This window comes from Malikia sp. (genome assembly GCF_028687635.1).
Lineage (GTDB): Bacteria > Pseudomonadota > Gammaproteobacteria > Burkholderiales > Burkholderiaceae_C > Malikia.
Window position 1 is genome coordinate 65,930 of the sequence record NZ_JAQTZS010000005.1, and the last position, 16,841, is coordinate 82,770.

Annotated in this window: 13 protein-coding genes and 1 pseudogene; 4 read left to right on the plus strand and 10 right to left on the minus strand. The window is 62.5% G+C overall.

Features of this window, described 5'->3' with window-relative positions; all coding sequences use genetic code 11:
* Positions 1–4: 4 nt before the first annotated feature.
* Entirely contained in the window at positions 5–1,108 is a 1,104-nt protein-coding gene (tadA, locus tag PHR85_RS05185; RefSeq protein WP_300051352.1) for a tRNA adenosine(34) deaminase TadA, read from the minus strand.
* 156 nt (positions 1,109–1,264) lie between these two features.
* Here tadA and PHR85_RS05190 point away from each other — a divergent pair, with 156 nt between their 5' ends.
* On the plus strand, positions 1,265–1,537 hold the full coding sequence (locus tag PHR85_RS05190) for a hypothetical protein (RefSeq protein ID WP_300051354.1): 273 nt from the start codon (positions 1,265–1,267) through the stop codon (positions 1,535–1,537).
* Between the two features lie 36 nt (positions 1,538–1,573).
* Here the strand turns inward: PHR85_RS05190 and PHR85_RS05195 are convergent, their stop codons facing one another.
* From PHR85_RS05195 to PHR85_RS05230, 8 genes and pseudogenes are all read right to left on the minus strand, one after another.
* Complete coding sequence (locus tag PHR85_RS05195; RefSeq protein WP_300051356.1) at positions 1,574–1,900, minus strand: YdbL family protein; 327 nt, start codon at positions 1,898–1,900, stop codon at positions 1,574–1,576.
* A gap of 32 nt (positions 1,901–1,932) precedes the next feature.
* Entirely contained in the window at positions 1,933–2,130 is a 198-nt protein-coding gene (locus tag PHR85_RS05200) for a YnbE family lipoprotein (RefSeq protein WP_300051357.1), read from the minus strand.
* A 53-nt stretch (positions 2,131–2,183) separates the two neighbouring features.
* The gene (locus PHR85_RS05205; RefSeq protein WP_300051359.1) at positions 2,184–4,421 is read right to left on the minus strand and encodes a YdbH domain-containing protein; all 2,238 of its coding nucleotides are present in this window, start codon (positions 4,419–4,421) and stop codon (positions 2,184–2,186) included.
* A gap of 36 nt (positions 4,422–4,457) precedes the next feature.
* On the minus strand, positions 4,458–5,165 hold the full coding sequence (locus tag PHR85_RS05210; protein ID WP_300051361.1) for an NTP transferase domain-containing protein: 708 nt from the start codon (positions 5,163–5,165) through the stop codon (positions 4,458–4,460).
* The gene (locus PHR85_RS05215; RefSeq protein ID WP_300051363.1) at positions 5,155–6,201 is read right to left on the minus strand and encodes an XdhC family protein; all 1,047 of its coding nucleotides are present in this window, start codon (positions 6,199–6,201) and stop codon (positions 5,155–5,157) included. The genes PHR85_RS05210 and PHR85_RS05215 overlap by 11 nt, the downstream gene beginning before the upstream one ends.
* A 13-nt stretch (positions 6,202–6,214) precedes the next feature.
* A complete protein-coding gene (locus PHR85_RS05220; protein WP_300051365.1) occupies positions 6,215–8,449 on the minus strand; it encodes a xanthine dehydrogenase family protein molybdopterin-binding subunit in 2,235 nt (744 codons plus the stop codon).
* A gap of 16 nt (positions 8,450–8,465) precedes the next feature.
* Positions 8,466–8,939 carry a (2Fe-2S)-binding protein gene (locus tag PHR85_RS05225; protein WP_300051368.1) on the minus strand — a complete coding sequence of 158 codons (474 nt, stop codon included), beginning with the start codon at positions 8,937–8,939 and terminating at the stop codon, positions 8,466–8,468.
* Between the two features lie 221 nt (positions 8,940–9,160).
* Positions 9,161–10,021 (minus strand): annotated as a pseudogene (locus tag PHR85_RS05230) (IS5 family transposase); the annotation flags it as partial.
* A gap of 607 nt (positions 10,022–10,628) precedes the next feature.
* Here PHR85_RS05230 and PHR85_RS05235 point away from each other — a divergent pair.
* The gene (locus tag PHR85_RS05235; protein ID WP_300051371.1) at positions 10,629–11,543 is read left to right on the plus strand and encodes a PEP-CTERM sorting domain-containing protein; all 915 of its coding nucleotides are present in this window, start codon (positions 10,629–10,631) and stop codon (positions 11,541–11,543) included.
* Between the two features lie 89 nt (positions 11,544–11,632).
* On the opposite strand, the gene PHR85_RS05240 is transcribed toward PHR85_RS05235, so the two are convergent.
* Positions 11,633–13,003: a hypothetical protein gene (locus tag PHR85_RS05240; RefSeq protein ID WP_300051373.1), complete on the minus strand. Its 1,371-nt coding sequence runs from the start codon at positions 13,001–13,003 to the stop codon at positions 11,633–11,635.
* A gap of 290 nt (positions 13,004–13,293) precedes the next feature.
* Here PHR85_RS05240 and prsK point away from each other — a divergent pair, with 290 nt between their 5' ends.
* The gene (prsK, locus tag PHR85_RS05245) at positions 13,294–15,378 is read left to right on the plus strand and encodes an XrtA/PEP-CTERM system histidine kinase PrsK (protein WP_300051376.1); all 2,085 of its coding nucleotides are present in this window, start codon (positions 13,294–13,296) and stop codon (positions 15,376–15,378) included.
* Between the two features lie 44 nt (positions 15,379–15,422).
* Entirely contained in the window at positions 15,423–16,775 is a 1,353-nt protein-coding gene (gene prsR / locus PHR85_RS05250) for a PEP-CTERM-box response regulator transcription factor (RefSeq protein ID WP_300051380.1), read from the plus strand.
* Positions 16,776–16,841: the final 66 nt, after the last annotated feature.

The window sequence follows — 16,841 nt, forward strand, 5'->3', positions numbered from 1 at the left end:
CCGATTATCGGGCGTCCCAGCCATGAGCCCGCCAGGCCCGCCGTCCCGCCTCGTGTCCCGCATCGGGATAAGGCGCTTTTGCCAGTTCAGGTGTCCAGGGGGCCAGATCAGTTTCACCCAAGGACCGAAATTGCTTGATTCGTTGCGGCGCAAGCTCCAGCAGCCGCTGCGCCAGCACCCGCTGTCCTGGCGCGTAAGCGACGTCGAACTGCCCGACTCCACGTGACTCCAGCCAGGCCAGCAGCAGGGCCGCGTGCTGGTCGAGCCGGTGCCAGGCCGTTCTCTTAGGTTTGTCACTCTGGCCAAAGCCGATCAGGTCGGGCAGCAACACGCGCGCGCCCTGCCCGGCCCTCGCAGTCGCCCACGCCGCCAGCTGCGGCCACCAGGCATCAGGCCCGTGCAGCGCCAGCCATTGGCTGTCCGCCTCCCTTGGCCCCAGGTCCAGGCCATGCAGGCGCAGGCCCTGCAGTTCGGGCAATGCCTGCTCGTGATTCGATGCCTCGTGCAGTTTTGGCCAGATTTTCCAGGCCGACTCGAAGCGGCGTTCTGGCGTGCGCAGCGCATCGTCGCGCAAGGGAATGGCGGACTTTTTCGCGGCGCGGCGTCGCCCAGCGAAGAAATCCTGCATCAGCGCGCCGCACTCCTCGGCAAGCACCCCACCCACGACCTCGGTCTGGTGGTTGAGTTCGCGGTAGGCAAACAGGTCCAGCACCGAACCCGCCGCGCCAGTCTTGGGCTCGCGCGCGCCATAGACCACCCGCTTGATGCGCGCGTGCAGCATGGCCTGCGCGCACATGGCGCAGGGCTCCAGCGTGACATAGAGCTCGCAGTCGTCGAGCCGGTAATTGCCCAGTTGGCGGGCCGCCTCGCGCAAGGCCAGCATCTCGGCGTGCGCCGTCGGGTCGTGCAGGCCGATGGGCTGGTTGTGCGTGCAAGCGAGCAACTCGCTGACAGCAACGGTGTCTATCCCGGGTCTTGCACGCACCAGTACCGCACCGACGGGAACTTCGCCCTGCTGCGCGGACCGGCGCGCCGCATCGAGTGCCCAATGCATGAACTCGACATCGCGATCCTGGGCCGATGACGCCGATTCATTGTGGGGCGGCATGGAAATGATTGGATGCGCAGGCATGACATGGGGAGCGTCCAGGCGACTGACGCAGCAATATAGTGATCAACGGGATTATCCCTCCTGCGCTGACCAGCAGACATGAGCGAAAATCCCGGCTCTCCCCGCCATCCAACGATTCACACAGGACAAGCCATGGCCAGTGCCCTGCCCCCTACCCTCGCCCTCAAGCTGCCCGAAGAGCATGTCTTCGAGGACCTCAAGCTGCGCCGCTGCGCCGACGATGCGATCGACCTTGACATGGATCTGGTCAGGAAGGTCTGCCAGCTCAACGGACTGGACTTCGACAAGGTCCAGTCCAACCCGGGGCCGGTGGTCAGCACCATCCTGACCGTCTGGTACAAGAGCCACCTGGCCGAGGGCGGCTCGCCCGACCCGGTGATGGAGCAGCTCAAGCAGGGCCGCTGACCAGAATAGATCCGGTTGCTGCTGGTGCGGCTGGCCTCACTTCTTCATCCAGTCATTCTGCCCCTGGATGTAGTTGCCCGGCTGGGTGCGCTGCGCCGCTTCGCGCGCAAAAACGGCCGCAGCCTCATCGACCGAGATGCCATTGCGTGACGCGATCTGCTCGAACTGGGTACGGCGCTGGCGGTTGACCTGCTCCAACAGCTGCCTGGCTTCTGGCGGCACATCGGTCCTGACCAACCCTAGGTAACCGTCACGCTGCTCGCCCAGCCAGCCCTGTGATTTGGCCCCTGCCAGGTCCAGCGCGTGCACGACGCCAGCGAGCAATGCGAGTCCCAGGATGGCGGCCTTGATGGTGTTTTTCATGCTCGATGTCCTTTCTGTGTGGCGACGGCGGATCAGAACAGCCCCTTGTCGGATTGGAACAGCTGCTGCACGTCCTTCTCGACCTTGAGCAGGATCTCGTGCTTGATGTTGACGTTCATGTTGATCTCGATCGGCTTGTCGGGGGCCTGCAGCTTGACCGTAGGGGAACAAGCTTCCAGCACCAGAATCGGCAACACCGCCATCCAGGTAATATGTAAATATTTGTTCATTGACGATTCCTCCGTGATCTTGCAGTGTAGAAGCCGCAGTGGCAGCTTCTACCTTACTGCAGTTTTCCTTGCTGCAGTTGTTTCAACAGGTAAGCACTGAAGTCGCCTGAAAGCAAAGCACCCTGGAACAGACCAGGCAAGGCCCCATTTATATTCACTTTGAATTCGATTGGGTGGCCACTGTAGAGTTGGGGGTTGTGGCCGTCTAGCTTTAGCACGAGTCGATACTTGCCAGCGGCGTCGTAGTTCACCCCGAGGTCGAGCCGGCTGTAGCGGAAGTCGCGCAGCGCTTGCAGCCCGATGTTGTCACTGACGGGCGTGGACGGCTGGTAGCGCAACTGCCCCGCGATCGTGGATTGCAGCTGTCCATCAAGGACTACGACCTGGCTATTGGTCCAGGATACCGGCAGCCTGCCCGTTAGCCTACCCGTGCCAGCGAGACCCGGTAGATCGATCATGGTCAGCAGGCGTTCCAGGTCCACCTGCTTGACATTGAGCACCACCGTACCGCTGCGTGGCGGCATCGGCAGTGTTGCGGGCTCGCTCACTATGCTTCCGTCCAGCAAGCCAGCTTGGAACTCGCGCAAGCCTAGGCGGTTGTTGGCTAGATCCAGCTTCAGCTGGACCGGGCTCAGTTGCAGGCCGGCGGCGAGCTCGACCCGTTCCAGCTCGGCCGAGAGCGAGCCTTTCCGCCCTTGCAGGTCATCGATGCGCAGCTTGAGATCAAGACCCGACGCAAGGGTCTTGGCCCAGCCCAGCTTGCCCTGGCGGATTTCGAACTCTCCGGAAAGGCTGATTGCCCTGTTCGTCCCCGAGCAGTAACGCCCAGTCAGCCGGCCCTCGCTGCTGCCCGACTGCAGCGTCAATGGCATCAGGGCGGCAGGCCTGGTGTGCAGCAAGCCATTGAGCTGCGACAGTTGGCCAGCATGCTTGAGCTCGAAATTCGCGCATCCACTCTTGCTGGCATAGTCACCGCGCCAGTCAGCCAGCACCAGCTGGTCTTGGGATGCCAGCTTGCCGTCAACCTTACCGTCCGCCTTGAGTTGACCAGCATGCCAGCGCCAGTTGGCCGAGATCCCCACTTGTGGCCAGTCAGGGTGGAAACTGCTGGGCAGCATGCGCAGTTGTCCGCTGGCCTCGAATTGAGCGGGGTTTTCAATATTGAGCAGCCTGAGGCGTTCAATGACGAACTTGAGCGGCTTGGCTGCTCCCAGCCACAGCGTCATGGGAAGCTTGTCTTGGCTGGCACCTGAATGCAGCGTATAGACCTGGTCCAGCTTGAGTCTGGCCTGCCAAGACTTGGCCTTGGCTGCTGGGTCTGTCTTGATGACGGTGATGGCCAGCCCAGGCTTGAGCCTGGCTGACCAGGCTGGCTTGGCCGCCGCCATCCGGTTGATCTCGATACTCAGATTCCCATCGATCTGCAATGCGGTCTTGCCTGAATCCTTGAACTGAACTTGTACGTCGCTCGTTTTCAACTCTGCAGCCAAGCTGTTCCACTCGCCGAGCTGGTTTCCTAGTATTGCTTTGGCATTCAGATTTATCTTGCCTTTTGCTCCAACAAATGATCGAGCTGGGAAAATTCTATTGAGCAGCACTGCCGTGCTTTCCAGATCAATTTTTCCTGACACCTTGATTCTTTTTGATTCTGTTTTACAATTTGAATTGTTTTTAATTGCGTAAGTTACATTTAAAACGGAATCGACGGAACCAATCTGGGTCGGCCAGCTCAGCTCGGCTGCGGTCGACTCACCCGTCTGCAGCTTGGTCTGGACGGGCTGACCAGCGACCTCGAACGTCACCACATGGCGTCCCACCGAGGACTGCTCCAGCTGCACCGGGGTCGAGAAGATCCATTGCCTGCCGTCGGCCAGATCAACGCGCAGGTCCAGCGTATCGACCTGGAGGCGATCCAGGGGCAGGGCGATGGCCGGCAGTTCGGGCCATGAAGCTGGGGCACTGGTCCTGGCCTGCTGCCAGTGCAGGCCAACCCGATTGGTCTGGAGCAGGCTCAGGCGGCGGCTTCGCCATGAAAACTCTGCCTTGACATCGCGCAGATCCACCGCGATGGTGGAGCCCCCCTCCCCGGCCCGGCGCAGGACCAGGCTGTCGAGAGCGAGTTGTCGCAAGCCTGTCCGAGGCCCCTGCATGGATACCAGCTGCCAACCCTGCTCGGCCAGCAGGCGCATCAGCCCCTGCTGAAGCAGCTTCGGCCAGGAAATGACCAGGAAAACCACGAGCGACAGGACGAGCGAAGCGGCCAGCCACCAGAGATATGATCTTGCTTTCATCCAAACAACTTGCCGGGCAAATGCCCTGGCCACAGTCTAGCGGTCTTCAGGCTGTGCGCATGGGCTGGGCCAAAGTACTGGCAACGGATGGACCTGCTGCTGCAAGCGGATCACATCGTCGGGTGTGTCCAGGTCGGTGACATAGGCCGGGTTGGCCATGGACAAGGGTTGGACGGCCCCAGGGTTCTGCTTCATCCAGTCCCGGACACCCAGGTGACGCGGCATGGCAGCCACCTGCGCCACGGCATGGCGGGACAGCAGCAGCGGATGGCCGCGCGTGCCGTCGACCAGCGGCATCAGCGCATGCACCGAAGTCGCACGCTGGTGCCAGGCCGACACCAGCGGCGCCATGTCTGAGGCGCCCAGCAGCGGCAGGTCAGCCAGTACCAGCAGCAGGTCATGGCTGCCGAAGCGGGTCTGGTGCATGTCCAGCGCCAGCCGCTGCGAATCGATCAGGCTGGGGCTGGCCAGGCGATGCGTCAGCGCCAGCGCCCCACTGCGCTCGATGAGGGGCAACAGCTGCTCGCGGTAGGGGCCGATCACCACGCTCTCCGCTGCCATGCCGGCCTGCTGCAGTGCCGACACCAGCCGCTCCAACAGGCTCATACCGTCAATCTGCAGCGTCGCCTTGGCGCGCCAGCCCAGCCTCTGCCCCAGTCCAGCCGCCAGGATGGTCGCGGCCAGCGGAGGTGGCGCTACACCGGATGTATTGCCCTTCTGCGCCGGACCCAAATCAGACTCCACAGGTCGGCGCGGTGAAAGCCGACGCCCCCGGCTGCGGCTGGCGGGACTTGCCCGTGGCAACCGGAACGGGCTCGCGCACGGGGACACCGTTCTTCACCGCGACGACCTCGGCCATGATCGACAGCGCGATCTCGGCTGGCGTCTTGCTGCCGATGTACAGCCCGGCAGGACCGCGCAGTCGCTGCAGATCCGCCTGTGACAGGTTGAAGTGGGTGCGTAGCCGCTCGCGCCGCAGTTCACTGTGCCGGCGCGAGCCGATGGCGCCGACGTAGAAGGCTTCGGACTGCAAGGCATCGATCAGCGCCAGATCATCGAGCTTGGGGTCATGGGTGAGCGCGACCAAGGCGGTGCGGGTATCGGGCTGGAGACGCAGGATCAGGTCGTCGGGCATCTCATGGCTCAGCTGCACCCCCTCCAGCTTCCAGCTGGCCCGCTGCTCCTCGCGCGGGTCGCAGACGATGACCTCGAAGCCCAGACCCAGGGCCATCTGGCTCATGAAATGCGAGAGATCGCCGGCACCGATCAGGATCAGGCGGGCCTGGGGCCCCAGGTAGGTGATCAGCTGCGCGTCGGTGAGTCGCGGCACGCCGTCGCACCGGCCGCTGCGCAGATCGACCTGACCGGTCTGCAGGTCCAGGCAGCGCTCGCTGCTGTGGCGCTGCTGGCAGGCCAGCAACAGCTCCTGCAGCCGGCTGCGCGCCGATACGGGTTCGAGCACCAGCTCCACCGTACCGCCGCATGGCAGACCGAAACGATGCGCCTCGTCGGCCGAGATGCCGTAACGCAGCACGGCCGGTGCGCCGCTGGCACAGACGGCTGGCACGCCACCGGCGCGGATGCGCTCGATCAGGTCGTCCTCGATGCAGCCGCCCGAGACCGAGCCCACCGTGTCGCCCTGGCCGTTGATGGCCATGAGCGAGCCCGGCGGACGGGGGGATGAGCCCCAGGTCCGGGCCACGGTAACCAACAGCACCGGCAGGCCTTGGGCTTGCCAGCCCGAGGCGGCGCGCAAGACCTGGGTATCAAGGTCTTCCATGGTCGAGCCCGGTTCAAGCCAGCTGGAACGGCAGCGCGCGCAGCGGCTTGCCGCTGAGCTGCGCGATGGCGTTGGCAAACGCGGGCGCCAGCGGTGGCAGCCCCGGCTCGCCCATGCCGGTGGGGGCATCGGCGCTGGGCACGATATGCACCGAAAACTCGGGCATGTCGCTGATGCGCGGGATGGCAAAGTCACCGAAGTTGCTCTGCTGGACCACGCCATTCTTGAGCGTGATGGCGGCACCGGGCAGGCACATCGACAAGCCCATCAGGGCGGCACCCTGGATCTGGGCTTCCACGCTGCGCGGGTTGATCGCCAGGTTGCAGTGCACGCCTGCGGTGACCTGATGCAGCACGGGACGACCGTCCTGCAGCGACGCTTCCACCACATAGGCCACCACGGAGTCGAAAGACTGGTGCACGGCCACACCCCAGGCGCGACCTGCCGGCAGTGAACGCTTGCCATAGCCGCTGCGGTCCACCGCCAGTTGCAGCGCTGCGCGGTGGCGCGGGTGCTGGTCCCCGAACAGACTCATGCGGTAGGCCACCGGGTCCTGCCGGATGGTGCGGGCGATCTCGTCGAGCAGCGTCTCCATCACGTAGGCGGTATGGGTGGAGCCCACGCTGCGCCACCACAGCACCGGCACGTTGAGCCGGGGATGGTGCACGCTCAGCCGCATCGGGATCGGATACGGCTCGCGCATGCCTTCGGTGGCGGTGGAATCCACGCCGTTCTTGATCATGCCTTCGAACAGGGTGCCGGCAGCGATCGACTGGCCGACCAGCACATGGTCCCAGGCCAGCACCTGGCCGCGCTCATCAAAGCCGATGCGCGCGCGGTGCAGGTGCATGGGGCGGTAGTAGCCACCTTGGATGTCGTCCTCGCGGCTCCAGACGGTCTGAATCGGAACCTGCAGGCCAGCGGTGCGCGCAACCTTGGCCACCTCGCAGGCCAGCACCACGAAGTCGCTGCTAGGCACGCCACGGCGGCCGAAGCCACCACCGGCCATCTGCACGTTTACCTTCACCTGCTCGGGCTGCAAGGCCAGCACACGGGCCGCCGCCATGCCATCCAATCCGGGGAGCTGGGTGCCGGCCCAGATGTCGGCGCGGCTCTCGCTCAGCTGCACGGTGCAGTTCAGTGGCTCCATGGGCGCATGAGCCAGGTAGGGAAAAACGAATTCCGCCTCGATCCGGTGCGGGGCACTGGCCAGCGGACCCATGTCGGCATCGAAGGCCAGCGCGCCCGGTTGATCGGCCAGCTGGCGGTACTGCGCCAGCTGTCGTTCGCTATCGACTTTTTCCACGGCGGCGCTGTCCCATTGCAGCTTGAGGGCGTCGCGCCCCTGCTTGGCGGGCCAGTAGCCGTCGGCAATCACCGCCACGCCCACGGCCCCACGCTCCAGCGGCACCCGCAACACCGCCTTGACGCCGGCAATCGCACGGGCGGCACGGTCATCGACCGATATCAGCCTGGCACCAAAGACCGGCGGCCGGGCCACCACGGCCGTGAGCTGACCGGGCAGCCGCAGGTCGAGACCGAAGTCCTGGCGACCGCTGCTCTTGACGCGGGCATCCAGGCGAGTGGTCGGACGGCCGATGATGCGGAAATCCTTCGGATCCTTGAGGGTGACTTGCTCGGGCACTGGTTGCGCCATCGCGGCCTCGGCCAGTTCGCCGTAGCCGGCCTTGCGACCGTTGGGCCCCAGCACTTGCCCTGCTTCGGTGCGCAACGCCGATACATCGACCTTCCAGCGCTGGGCCGCGGCCGACAGCAGCATGGCGCGCGCGCGGGCGCCGAGCTCGCGGTACTGCATGAAGCTGTGCTTGATCGAGTTGGATCCCCCGGTCAGGTGCATGCCGTAGCGCGGGTCGACGTAGGCTGGGTCGTTGCTGCCGTGGCGGCTGCGCACCAGGCTCCAGTCGGCGTCGAGTTCCTCGGCCAGGATCATCGGCAGGCCCGTTTCCACGCCCTGGCCAAACTCCAGCCGGTTGATGGTGACGGTGACTTCGCCGTTGGGTGCGATCTGGACAAAGGCCGAGGGCTGCTCGGTCGGCTTGACCGCGTTGGCCGCAGGAGCGGCTGCCGCCTGAGCCGTGGCCAGCTGCGGAAAGGCGCCGAGCGCCAGGCCACTGACACCGGCCAGCTTGAGGAAACTGCGGCGCGGCATGGGCGCCTTGGCATCGGAGTTGCCCTGCAGGTGCTGGATGGCGCGCGGGACTTCAATGCCGTGGGGGGCAATCAACATGATGGGATTCCTTCCTTCAGGCAATGGTGCGGGCGGCTTCGGCCACAGCGGCACGGATGCGGGCATAGGTGCCACAACGGCAGAGATTGCCGGCCATCGCCGCGTCGATTTCGTCGGTGCCGGGCTGCTTGCCACGCGGCAAGGACTTGATGAAAGCGGTGGCGCTCATGATCTGTCCGCTCTGGCAGTAGCCGCATTGCGCCACATCGTGCTTGACCCAGGCAGCATGCACGGCAGCGCCGACCGGATCGGCCCCAGCGGTGACGGATTCGATCGTGACGATCTTCTTGCCACTGGCGGCCGCGATGGGCGTGACACAGGAGCGGACGGCTTGGCCGTCGATATGCACGGTGCAGGCGCCGCACAGCGCGACACCACAGCCGAACTTGGTGCCGGTCAGGCCCAGCGCATCGCGCAGGGCCCAGAGGATGGGGGTGCCGGAATCGACGTTGACCCGGTGGTCACGCCCGTTGACGTTCAAGGTGTTCATGTTGTGGGGGTCTCCTTCGGGTTTGAATTGATCAGCTTAACCCACCATAGCCGCAAGCGCATGCCCATTTCAGTGGTGCAGCCCACCGTGGGTGACACGAAGCATGGATCACCGAATGGGGCAACACCTTGGATATCGGCATAGGTGGCAGCCATATTGGCTGCGCCCCTGCCACACCACCCAGCATGCGGGTCCGCACCGGGCGGTTCGAGAGTTTGAGGACGGTCGAAGTCCCGAGCCATGACACGCTCGTCCATCAGCTTGACGCAGCGCATCTTGGTCTCGACCAGGCGACGTCGGTGATATCCACTCCAGCGCTTCCAGATCGCTCGACCCAGTCGCTGCGTCGCGCGCAAGATTTCGTTGCGCGCGATCGCTCCAGGCCGATTCTCCTTCCAGGGCTTGCTGGCGTTCTTCCGTACCGGGATGATCCCCTGGGCCTTGCGCAGCGCAATCGCCTCGTGGCAGGCCTTGGTGTCGTAGGCACCGTCGCCGCTGACCGACAGCAGCGCTTCGTCTGGATCGATCTGCCCGAGCAGACTGGACAGCACCGGTGCATCGCCCACCGAGTTGGGCGTGACCTCGATAGCCCGGATCTCCAGCATCTGCGCATCAAGCCCCAGGTGCAGCTTGCGCCACTGGCGCCGGTACTCCGCACCATGCTTCTTCCTCTTCCACTCGCCTTCACCCATCATCTTCAGGCCCGTGCTGTCGACCAGCAGGTGTAGCCCTTGTGCAGCTGGCCGATAGGGAATGCGGACCTTGAGCGTCTTTCGGCGCCTGCAGACCGTGCTGTAGTCAGGCTCCTGCCATGACAGGCCAGCGAGCTTGAGCAGGCTTTCGACCATCCCCATTGCCTGCCTCAAGGCCAGACCGAACAGGCCCTTGATCGTCAGACAAAACTGGATCGCCGCGTCCGAGAACAATGACGGGCGGCCGCGTTCGCCGTTGGCCAGGCCTGACCACTGCAGGTCTCGATCCAGCCAGATCATGAGCGCACCGCGCGCCTTCAGGGCCTGGTTGTAGCGCCTCCAGTTGGTCGTCTTGTACTTGGCGGGCTCTGGCCTGACGCGGTCACTCATCGCAGAAGCTTACCGCAGCACGCCAGCGACTTCGTTTGGCAATTTGATTTCTGCAACAAAGCCTTTTGCTGTCGATGAATTTTTCAGTCAATTAAATTAACTTTTTTAATTTCATTTCAATTTAAATAAAATACAATAAAAACAACAACTTAAAAAAATTTGAAAAGTTTGAGTCGTGGAATGGATCGTGCTTTCTTCTGCTGGTCAAATCGCTATTGGTAATTAAATGATGAAATTAAATAAGATATGAAAAGTATTTAGCATATTGCGCCGGAGGCAGTGCGGCAGCTGAGGCTCTGGCAGTCTTGTCCAATCTGTCGGGATGCGGTTCGGCTTGGGTCGGGGGCGTGGCATGACGTCCTGCCAGGATTTTGCCGGTCCGACTGTTGAAAAATTTGTCATTGGCTGCTGGTCTGATTCCGGGTCCGGCAGCGATCTACTTGAATGACATTTAAAAACAATGGCTTGCCGATGAGCTTTCCACTTTCATGATGATTGGCACGAGTTGTGCTTGCTTGCGGGATGCGGCCTGAGATACATCAGTGGTGGCATGTCTGACAAGACAGAGGGGGCTGCATCATTAATCAATTAACGCAAGGAGTTCGAAGTGAACATCTCATACGCAACATTCAGGAAACCCCTGCTGGGCTCTGCCTTGGCACTGGCGGGTCTGGGTGCGGTTGGGCAGGCGCATGCAACCGCCTATTCATTTGCCCATGTTGAATTGAAGGACTTCAAGGTGGTATTCGACCCCACCTTGACCACACCAACCTTGAATCGTACCCGTGACACCTATTCGGCAGCAAGTTACAGCGGGTATCTGCCGGCCTCTGACACCGATCCACAGAGGTTGTTCGTCACCTCTGATGCGTTCCAGTCTTTTTCTGGTCCCGGCACGGCCCCCGCCGAAAACACATGGACTCCATTCCTGACAGGCACCAACTATGGGGCGCGAGCAGATGCCTACTCCGTCACCAACCTGTCGCAACTCGCCAGCGTTGCCGAAAGCAATGTTGTCAATAAAGCAGCGGCACTGGAGTCGGGGGCTGAATCTGCCAACAACACCGGTCTCATTACCTTCAGTCTCGCTACCGGACAAAAAGCGAAGGTGGCTTTCAACATGCAAAAATTCTGGGACCTTGCTGCCAACGTCACCCAGCCTGATGATTTTGCCAGTGCCTCGGGTTCTGCTTTCTTCATCTTGAGCAAGACAGCGGGCGGCATCACTACCAATTTGTTCAGGTTTGATGCATTAGATGTATCTTGTGCATCGGGTGCTGGCGATTCCACGTCTTGTGTCAATCAATCAGGTGGTTTCCTGACCGCTGACAGTGGTTGGAGCCCTGAGATCGGCGCTGGTACCTATCGCATCAATTTGAGGTTGGAGGCCACGGGCAGCGAGACAGCACTGCCAGCGGATGCGCCCGAGCCCGCCACCATCTCCCTGCTGGGCGCTGGCCTGGTCGGCCTGGTGGCAGCACGCCGCCGCAAGGCCAAGGCCGATACCGAAGCCCAGGCTTGATCAGCTGTCAGGCAAGCTCGTTGGAGTTGAACCAGCAGTCTCCAGCAAAAAGCCCCCGCACCGCACCGGGGGCTTTTAAACAAGGCCGATCAGCGCAGTATCATGCCAGTAGCCAAGGCGCCTGCGGTCAACAGTCCCAGAATGGGAACTGGCAGCCAGCGCCGATCTTGACCCAGTTGCGCCAGCTTGCTGTGCCGCCAGACCCAGGCCAGTGCCAGACCGAATGCCAGTCCAGCCGCTCCAGCCAGCGCCATCACCCATTGCGGCAGTCGACTCAATGCCTCCACGGACTGCAGCCATATCAGCGCCAGGCAGCCTACCAGACACAGCAGCACCAGTAATTTTCCATGCCACGCTGCGCCAGTATTTTCCAGCTTCGGGGAAGCGGCTGCCAGCGCCTGTGCCAAGGCCTCTCCTGCTGGCTGGGGCGGCACCAGCTGGTTGAGCAGCGGAATGCGTTGCAGCCAATCCGGTGCATCAGATCGGTGTGAGTTGCCCGTCCAGTAGCGCCAACTCGTCATCAAAAGTAACACCAGCAGTGTGCTGGCGGCCGCAACGCCAGCTGCAATCGCTATCTTTTGACTGCGGCTGATAGGTGCCGAGTAGATTGAGCTGCCCAGCAGTTCCGCGTCCAGGCTGGTTTGGCCACCTGATTCAACGCCCTGGTAGACGCCGAAATAATTGACCTTGGCCGCATTGACGAATGCATTGATGCTGTTCACTCGGGTGGCTTGCAATTGTCTGCGCTGCAGCAGCTGGCCTGCGACGTTGACCGCCTCGTTGCCGGTCAGAGGCGCAGGTGTTGCCGAGCGCACCAGCATCACCATACCACGCTGCTTGTCATCATCAAATTTGATCACCGCTGTCTTGAAGGGTTTGCTGGTCAAGGCATTCTGCAATTCGGCTGGCAGTGTCTCGCTGGTAGTCTGCAACACCCGGCGCTGCGAATTTCCTTTGGCTTCACGTACCAGGCGTTCCATTTTCTCGAAGCTGGAGCCATCGTTCGAGGCCTGGTCCAGACGGACAAGCAGTTTCTCATCTGGTGTGCTCAGGTTCATCACCTCCAGCGTCAGCAACTGGCGCTCCGCAAACAGGCGCGGGTTGGCATTGACAAAATCCAGCGCCTGTTGTGCGGTAATGCGCTGTGCACTGCCCAGGATCTGCTGTTCGACCTTGCCAGCCAGCATGGACCTCTTGGCCAAGGCCATTTCCAGCTCGAAATCGGGAGACTGGTCCAGCTTGTTTGTCGCGGCCCTTTGTGCCAGCACCTCGGCGCGCACCAGCTCGGACAGGATGGCACGCTTGCGAGCCAGGACGACTTCTGCTGGCAGGTTGGGCGGGGCGGGTTGCCGACTGTACAGGTAGTCCACCTCCTTGCGCAGGATCTTGACGCCGTTGACTTCGGCTGCCACCGGGTGGGTGTTGGCATCCGTTTGCGCGAGTGGGGCGTCTTGGGCCAAGGTTGTGAGTGCGAAAATTGTCAAAAACAGTCCGGCCCAGTATGATTTATTTTTGTATTGCGTTAATGGTAATCGTGACATACCAAAAAACCTCCCTTATCTGATTTGAATGAAAAAATCGCTTTGAGTGGACGGATAGGTTCTTGGTCCGAATTTATCCTGCTCGCACCCGATAACCAGTGTACTGACCCGTGACGGCTAGAATTCAACAATATTTGTCAATTGTCAAATTTTTTGGTGAGGCAGAACAATACGATGCTTGGGCTATTCGCTGCTCCTAGGAGCCACGCTTGACTGAATCTGTGCTGACGGCGCAGTCGTTGTCGCTGGCCGGAATGGCGCTGACCGCGCTGGTGCATCTGGCATTAAGCGTCGGGTTGAGCTGGCAGCTGCTGCGCCGCCAAGTTGCCTCTCGGCCAGCCTGGTTTGTCCTGCTGGCCGCCCTGTTGACGGTGCTTTGGTCGGTGGGGTCGCTGTTGCCATTGCCACAGGAACGCCGCTTGGCTACTGTGTTGCTTGTGCACGTGGTTGATGTACTGCGTTATGGCGCCTGGTTTGGCTTTTTCTGGGCAGCGTTGGTGCAAGGGCTCGATCAGGCCGTGGCCAGCCGCAGGCCGCGCTGGATGCTGCCGCTCTCGCTGCTGCTGACCCTGTTTGCGCTGGGCGGGGGTTTTCTGGGCATGCTGCTGCTGCCCCTGCTCGGACTGATCCTGCTGGAGCAGTGGTTCCGCAACCTGCCCGATGACAGCCGCTGGCAGGCGCGCGCCCTGTGTCTGGGGCTGTTGGGTGTCTTCCTGTTCGACAGCTATCTGTTCTCGCAGGCCGTGCTGTTCCAGGGTATCGAAGCCCAGGATATTGCAGCCCGTCCCATCGTGCACGGTGTCATGGGCCTGCTGCTGCTGGCCGCTACTTGCCTGCGTGTCGACTGGTTGCCTCGGGTGCGCGTTTCGCGCCGGCTCGTTTTCCATGGGGCCAGCTTGTTGCTGGCCGGCGCTTACCTGCTGCTGATCTCCGCTGCCGGTTACTACGTGCGTTACTTCGGAGGAGATTGGGGACAGGTGTTGCAGGTGGCGCTGGTCTTCATCGCCATCATTGTGTTGGCGGCGCTGGCCAGCTCGCGCCGGCTGCGTGGGCAGCTCAGGGTGGTGCTCGCCAAGCACCTGTTCCACTACCGTTATGACTATCGGGATGAATGGCAGAAATTCACCCGTGCGCTCGCCAGACACCAGCGACCCGAGGATCTCAATCTGAGCGTTATCCGCAGCCTGGCCGACATGGTCGAAAGCTCGGCCGGCAGCCTTTGGTGGAGTCGGCCGCAGCGCGAAAAGGACCCACAAGACGAGCAACCATTTCACCAGATTGCGAGCTGGAACCAGCCTCCGATCACTGCAGTCGAGCCCTTTGCTTCGCCCTGGATGCGCTTCATGCGCGAGCGCGCCTGGGTAATGAATCTGCAGGAGTTCCGTCAGCATCCGGAACGCTACGCCCACCATTGTCAGCCCGACTGGTTGACGCAATTGCCTCAGGTCTGGCTCATGGTGCCGCTGTTTGTCGGCTCGGAGATGAAAGGCTTTGTGCTGCTGGATCAGTCACGCATCAAGCTCGACATCAACTGGGAAGTGCACGACCTGCTCAAGACCGCCGCACGCCAGGCAGCCAGCTTCCTGGCGCAGGCACAGGCGACCGAGGCGCTGCTGGAAGCCCGCAAGTTCGAAGCCTTCAACCGCATGTCAGCCTTCGTGGTGCACGACCTCAAGAACATCGTCACCCAGCTGTCGCTGATGGCCAAGAATGCGCGCCGCCACGGACATGACCCCGAATTCCAGGCCGACATGCTGATGACGGTCGAGAACTCGCTCGAGCGCATGCGCCAGCTGATGGCGCAACTGCGTGAAGGGGCCGCACCCGCGGGCCAGACCGTGGGCGTCGACCTCGCCGCGCTGGCGCGCGAACTGTCACGCCAGGCGCAGGCGCGCGGCCGTCGGGTCGAACTGCTGCTGGCAGCTGATCTGCACACGCGTGGCCAGCCCGAGCGGCTGCAGCGCATCATCGGCCACTTGGTGCACAACGCGCTTGATGCCACCGAGTCCGGTCAGGGCAGGGTCTGGATCGAAACCAGCCGCCACGGTAGTCAGGCCGTACTGACCGTGGGCGATCAGGGCATGGGCATGAGTCCTGACTTCATCCGCGAGCGCCTGTTCAAGCCTTTCCAGTCGACCAAGGCGGCTGGCATGGGAATCGGCTTGTACGAATGCCTGCAGTATGTGCAGGAGCTCGGTGGCAAGATCGAAGTCGAGAGCCAGCCCGGCCAGGGAACGCGCATGATTCTGCTACTTCCCGCCATGGACGCCATCCACACCTCCGATTTGCAATAGACTACTTACTGATAAATAAATCTGATATTCAGGCAGGAGGTAACTTGGACAAGCCCCAAACGCTGCTGGTGGTCGAAGACGACCCAGCACTGCAAAAGCAGATCAAATGGTCGCTCGACCGCTTCGAGGTCGTTACCGCCACCGACCGCGAATCCGCCTTGGTACAGATGCGCCGCCACGCGCCCGCCGTGGTCACGATGGACCTGGGCCTGCCGCCCGACGCTGACTCGGTCTCGGAAGGCTTCGCGCTGCTCGAGCAGATCTTGGCCGACCAGCCCGACACCAAGGTCATCGTGCTGACCGGCCAGAACGGGCAGGACAACGCGCTGCGCGCGGTCGCTCTGGGCGCCTACGACTTCCTGGCCAAGCCCTTCGAGCCCGAGGCGCTCAACCTCATCGTCGAGCGCGCCTTGCGCCTGGCCGAACTGCAAGCCGAAAACCGCCGCCTGCGCGAGATCCAGCCGCCCGATGCCTTCCTGGGCCTGATCACGCGCGACCCCGGCATGCTGCGCGTCTGCCGAACTGTCGAAAAAGTTGCCAACTCCAACGCCACCGTGCTGCTGCTGGGCGAGAGCGGCACCGGCAAGGAAGTGCTGGCGCGCGGCCTGCACCAGGCCAGCCCCCGCGCCAAGGGACGTTTCGTGGCCATCAACTGCGCCGCCATTCCCGATAATCTGCTCGAAAGCGAACTGTTCGGCTATGAGAAGGGCGCTTTCACCGGCGCGGCCAAGACCACGCCCGGCAAGATCGAGTCGGCTCATGGCGGCACGCTGATGCTCGACGAGATCGGTGACCTGCCGCACTCCCTGCAGGCCAAGCTGCTGCGCTTCCTGCAGGAGCGCGTGATCGAGCGCCTGGGTGGCCGGCAGGAAATCCCGGTCGACGTGCGCATCTGCTGCGCCACGCACCAGGACCTCAAGCGTCTGATCGGCGAAGGACGCTTCCGCGAGGACCTCTACTACCGTCTGGCCGAGATCGTGATCGACATCCCGCCGCTGCGCGACCGTGTCGGCGATGCCGCGCTGCTCGCGCACGCCTTCGCGCGCAAGTTCGGTCAGGAGCAGGGCGGCGCCTGCCTCTTGTCAAGCGACGCCGTGCGCGCGATTGAATCGCACCTCTGGCCGGGCAACATCCGCGAGCTGGAAAACTGCCTCAAGCGCGCCTGCATCATGGCCGACGGCAAGCAGATCACGGCCCAAGACCTGGGCCTGAACCCCAGCGATCCGCCAGACCCGGATCGCACGCTGGACCTGAGACAGGTGCGTGACGAAGCGGAAAAGAAAGCCGTGATCGCCGCCCTCGCGCGCGTCAACGGCAACGTGCTGAAAGCCGCCGAACTGCTGGGCGTGAGCCGGCCGACGCTCTACGACCTCATGTACCGGCTGGGGCTCAAGTAGCGCATGTCGGGTGTTTTTACAGTGGCGGGCCTTTGAGAGATGGGCGCCATCTGCCAGATTGTTGAT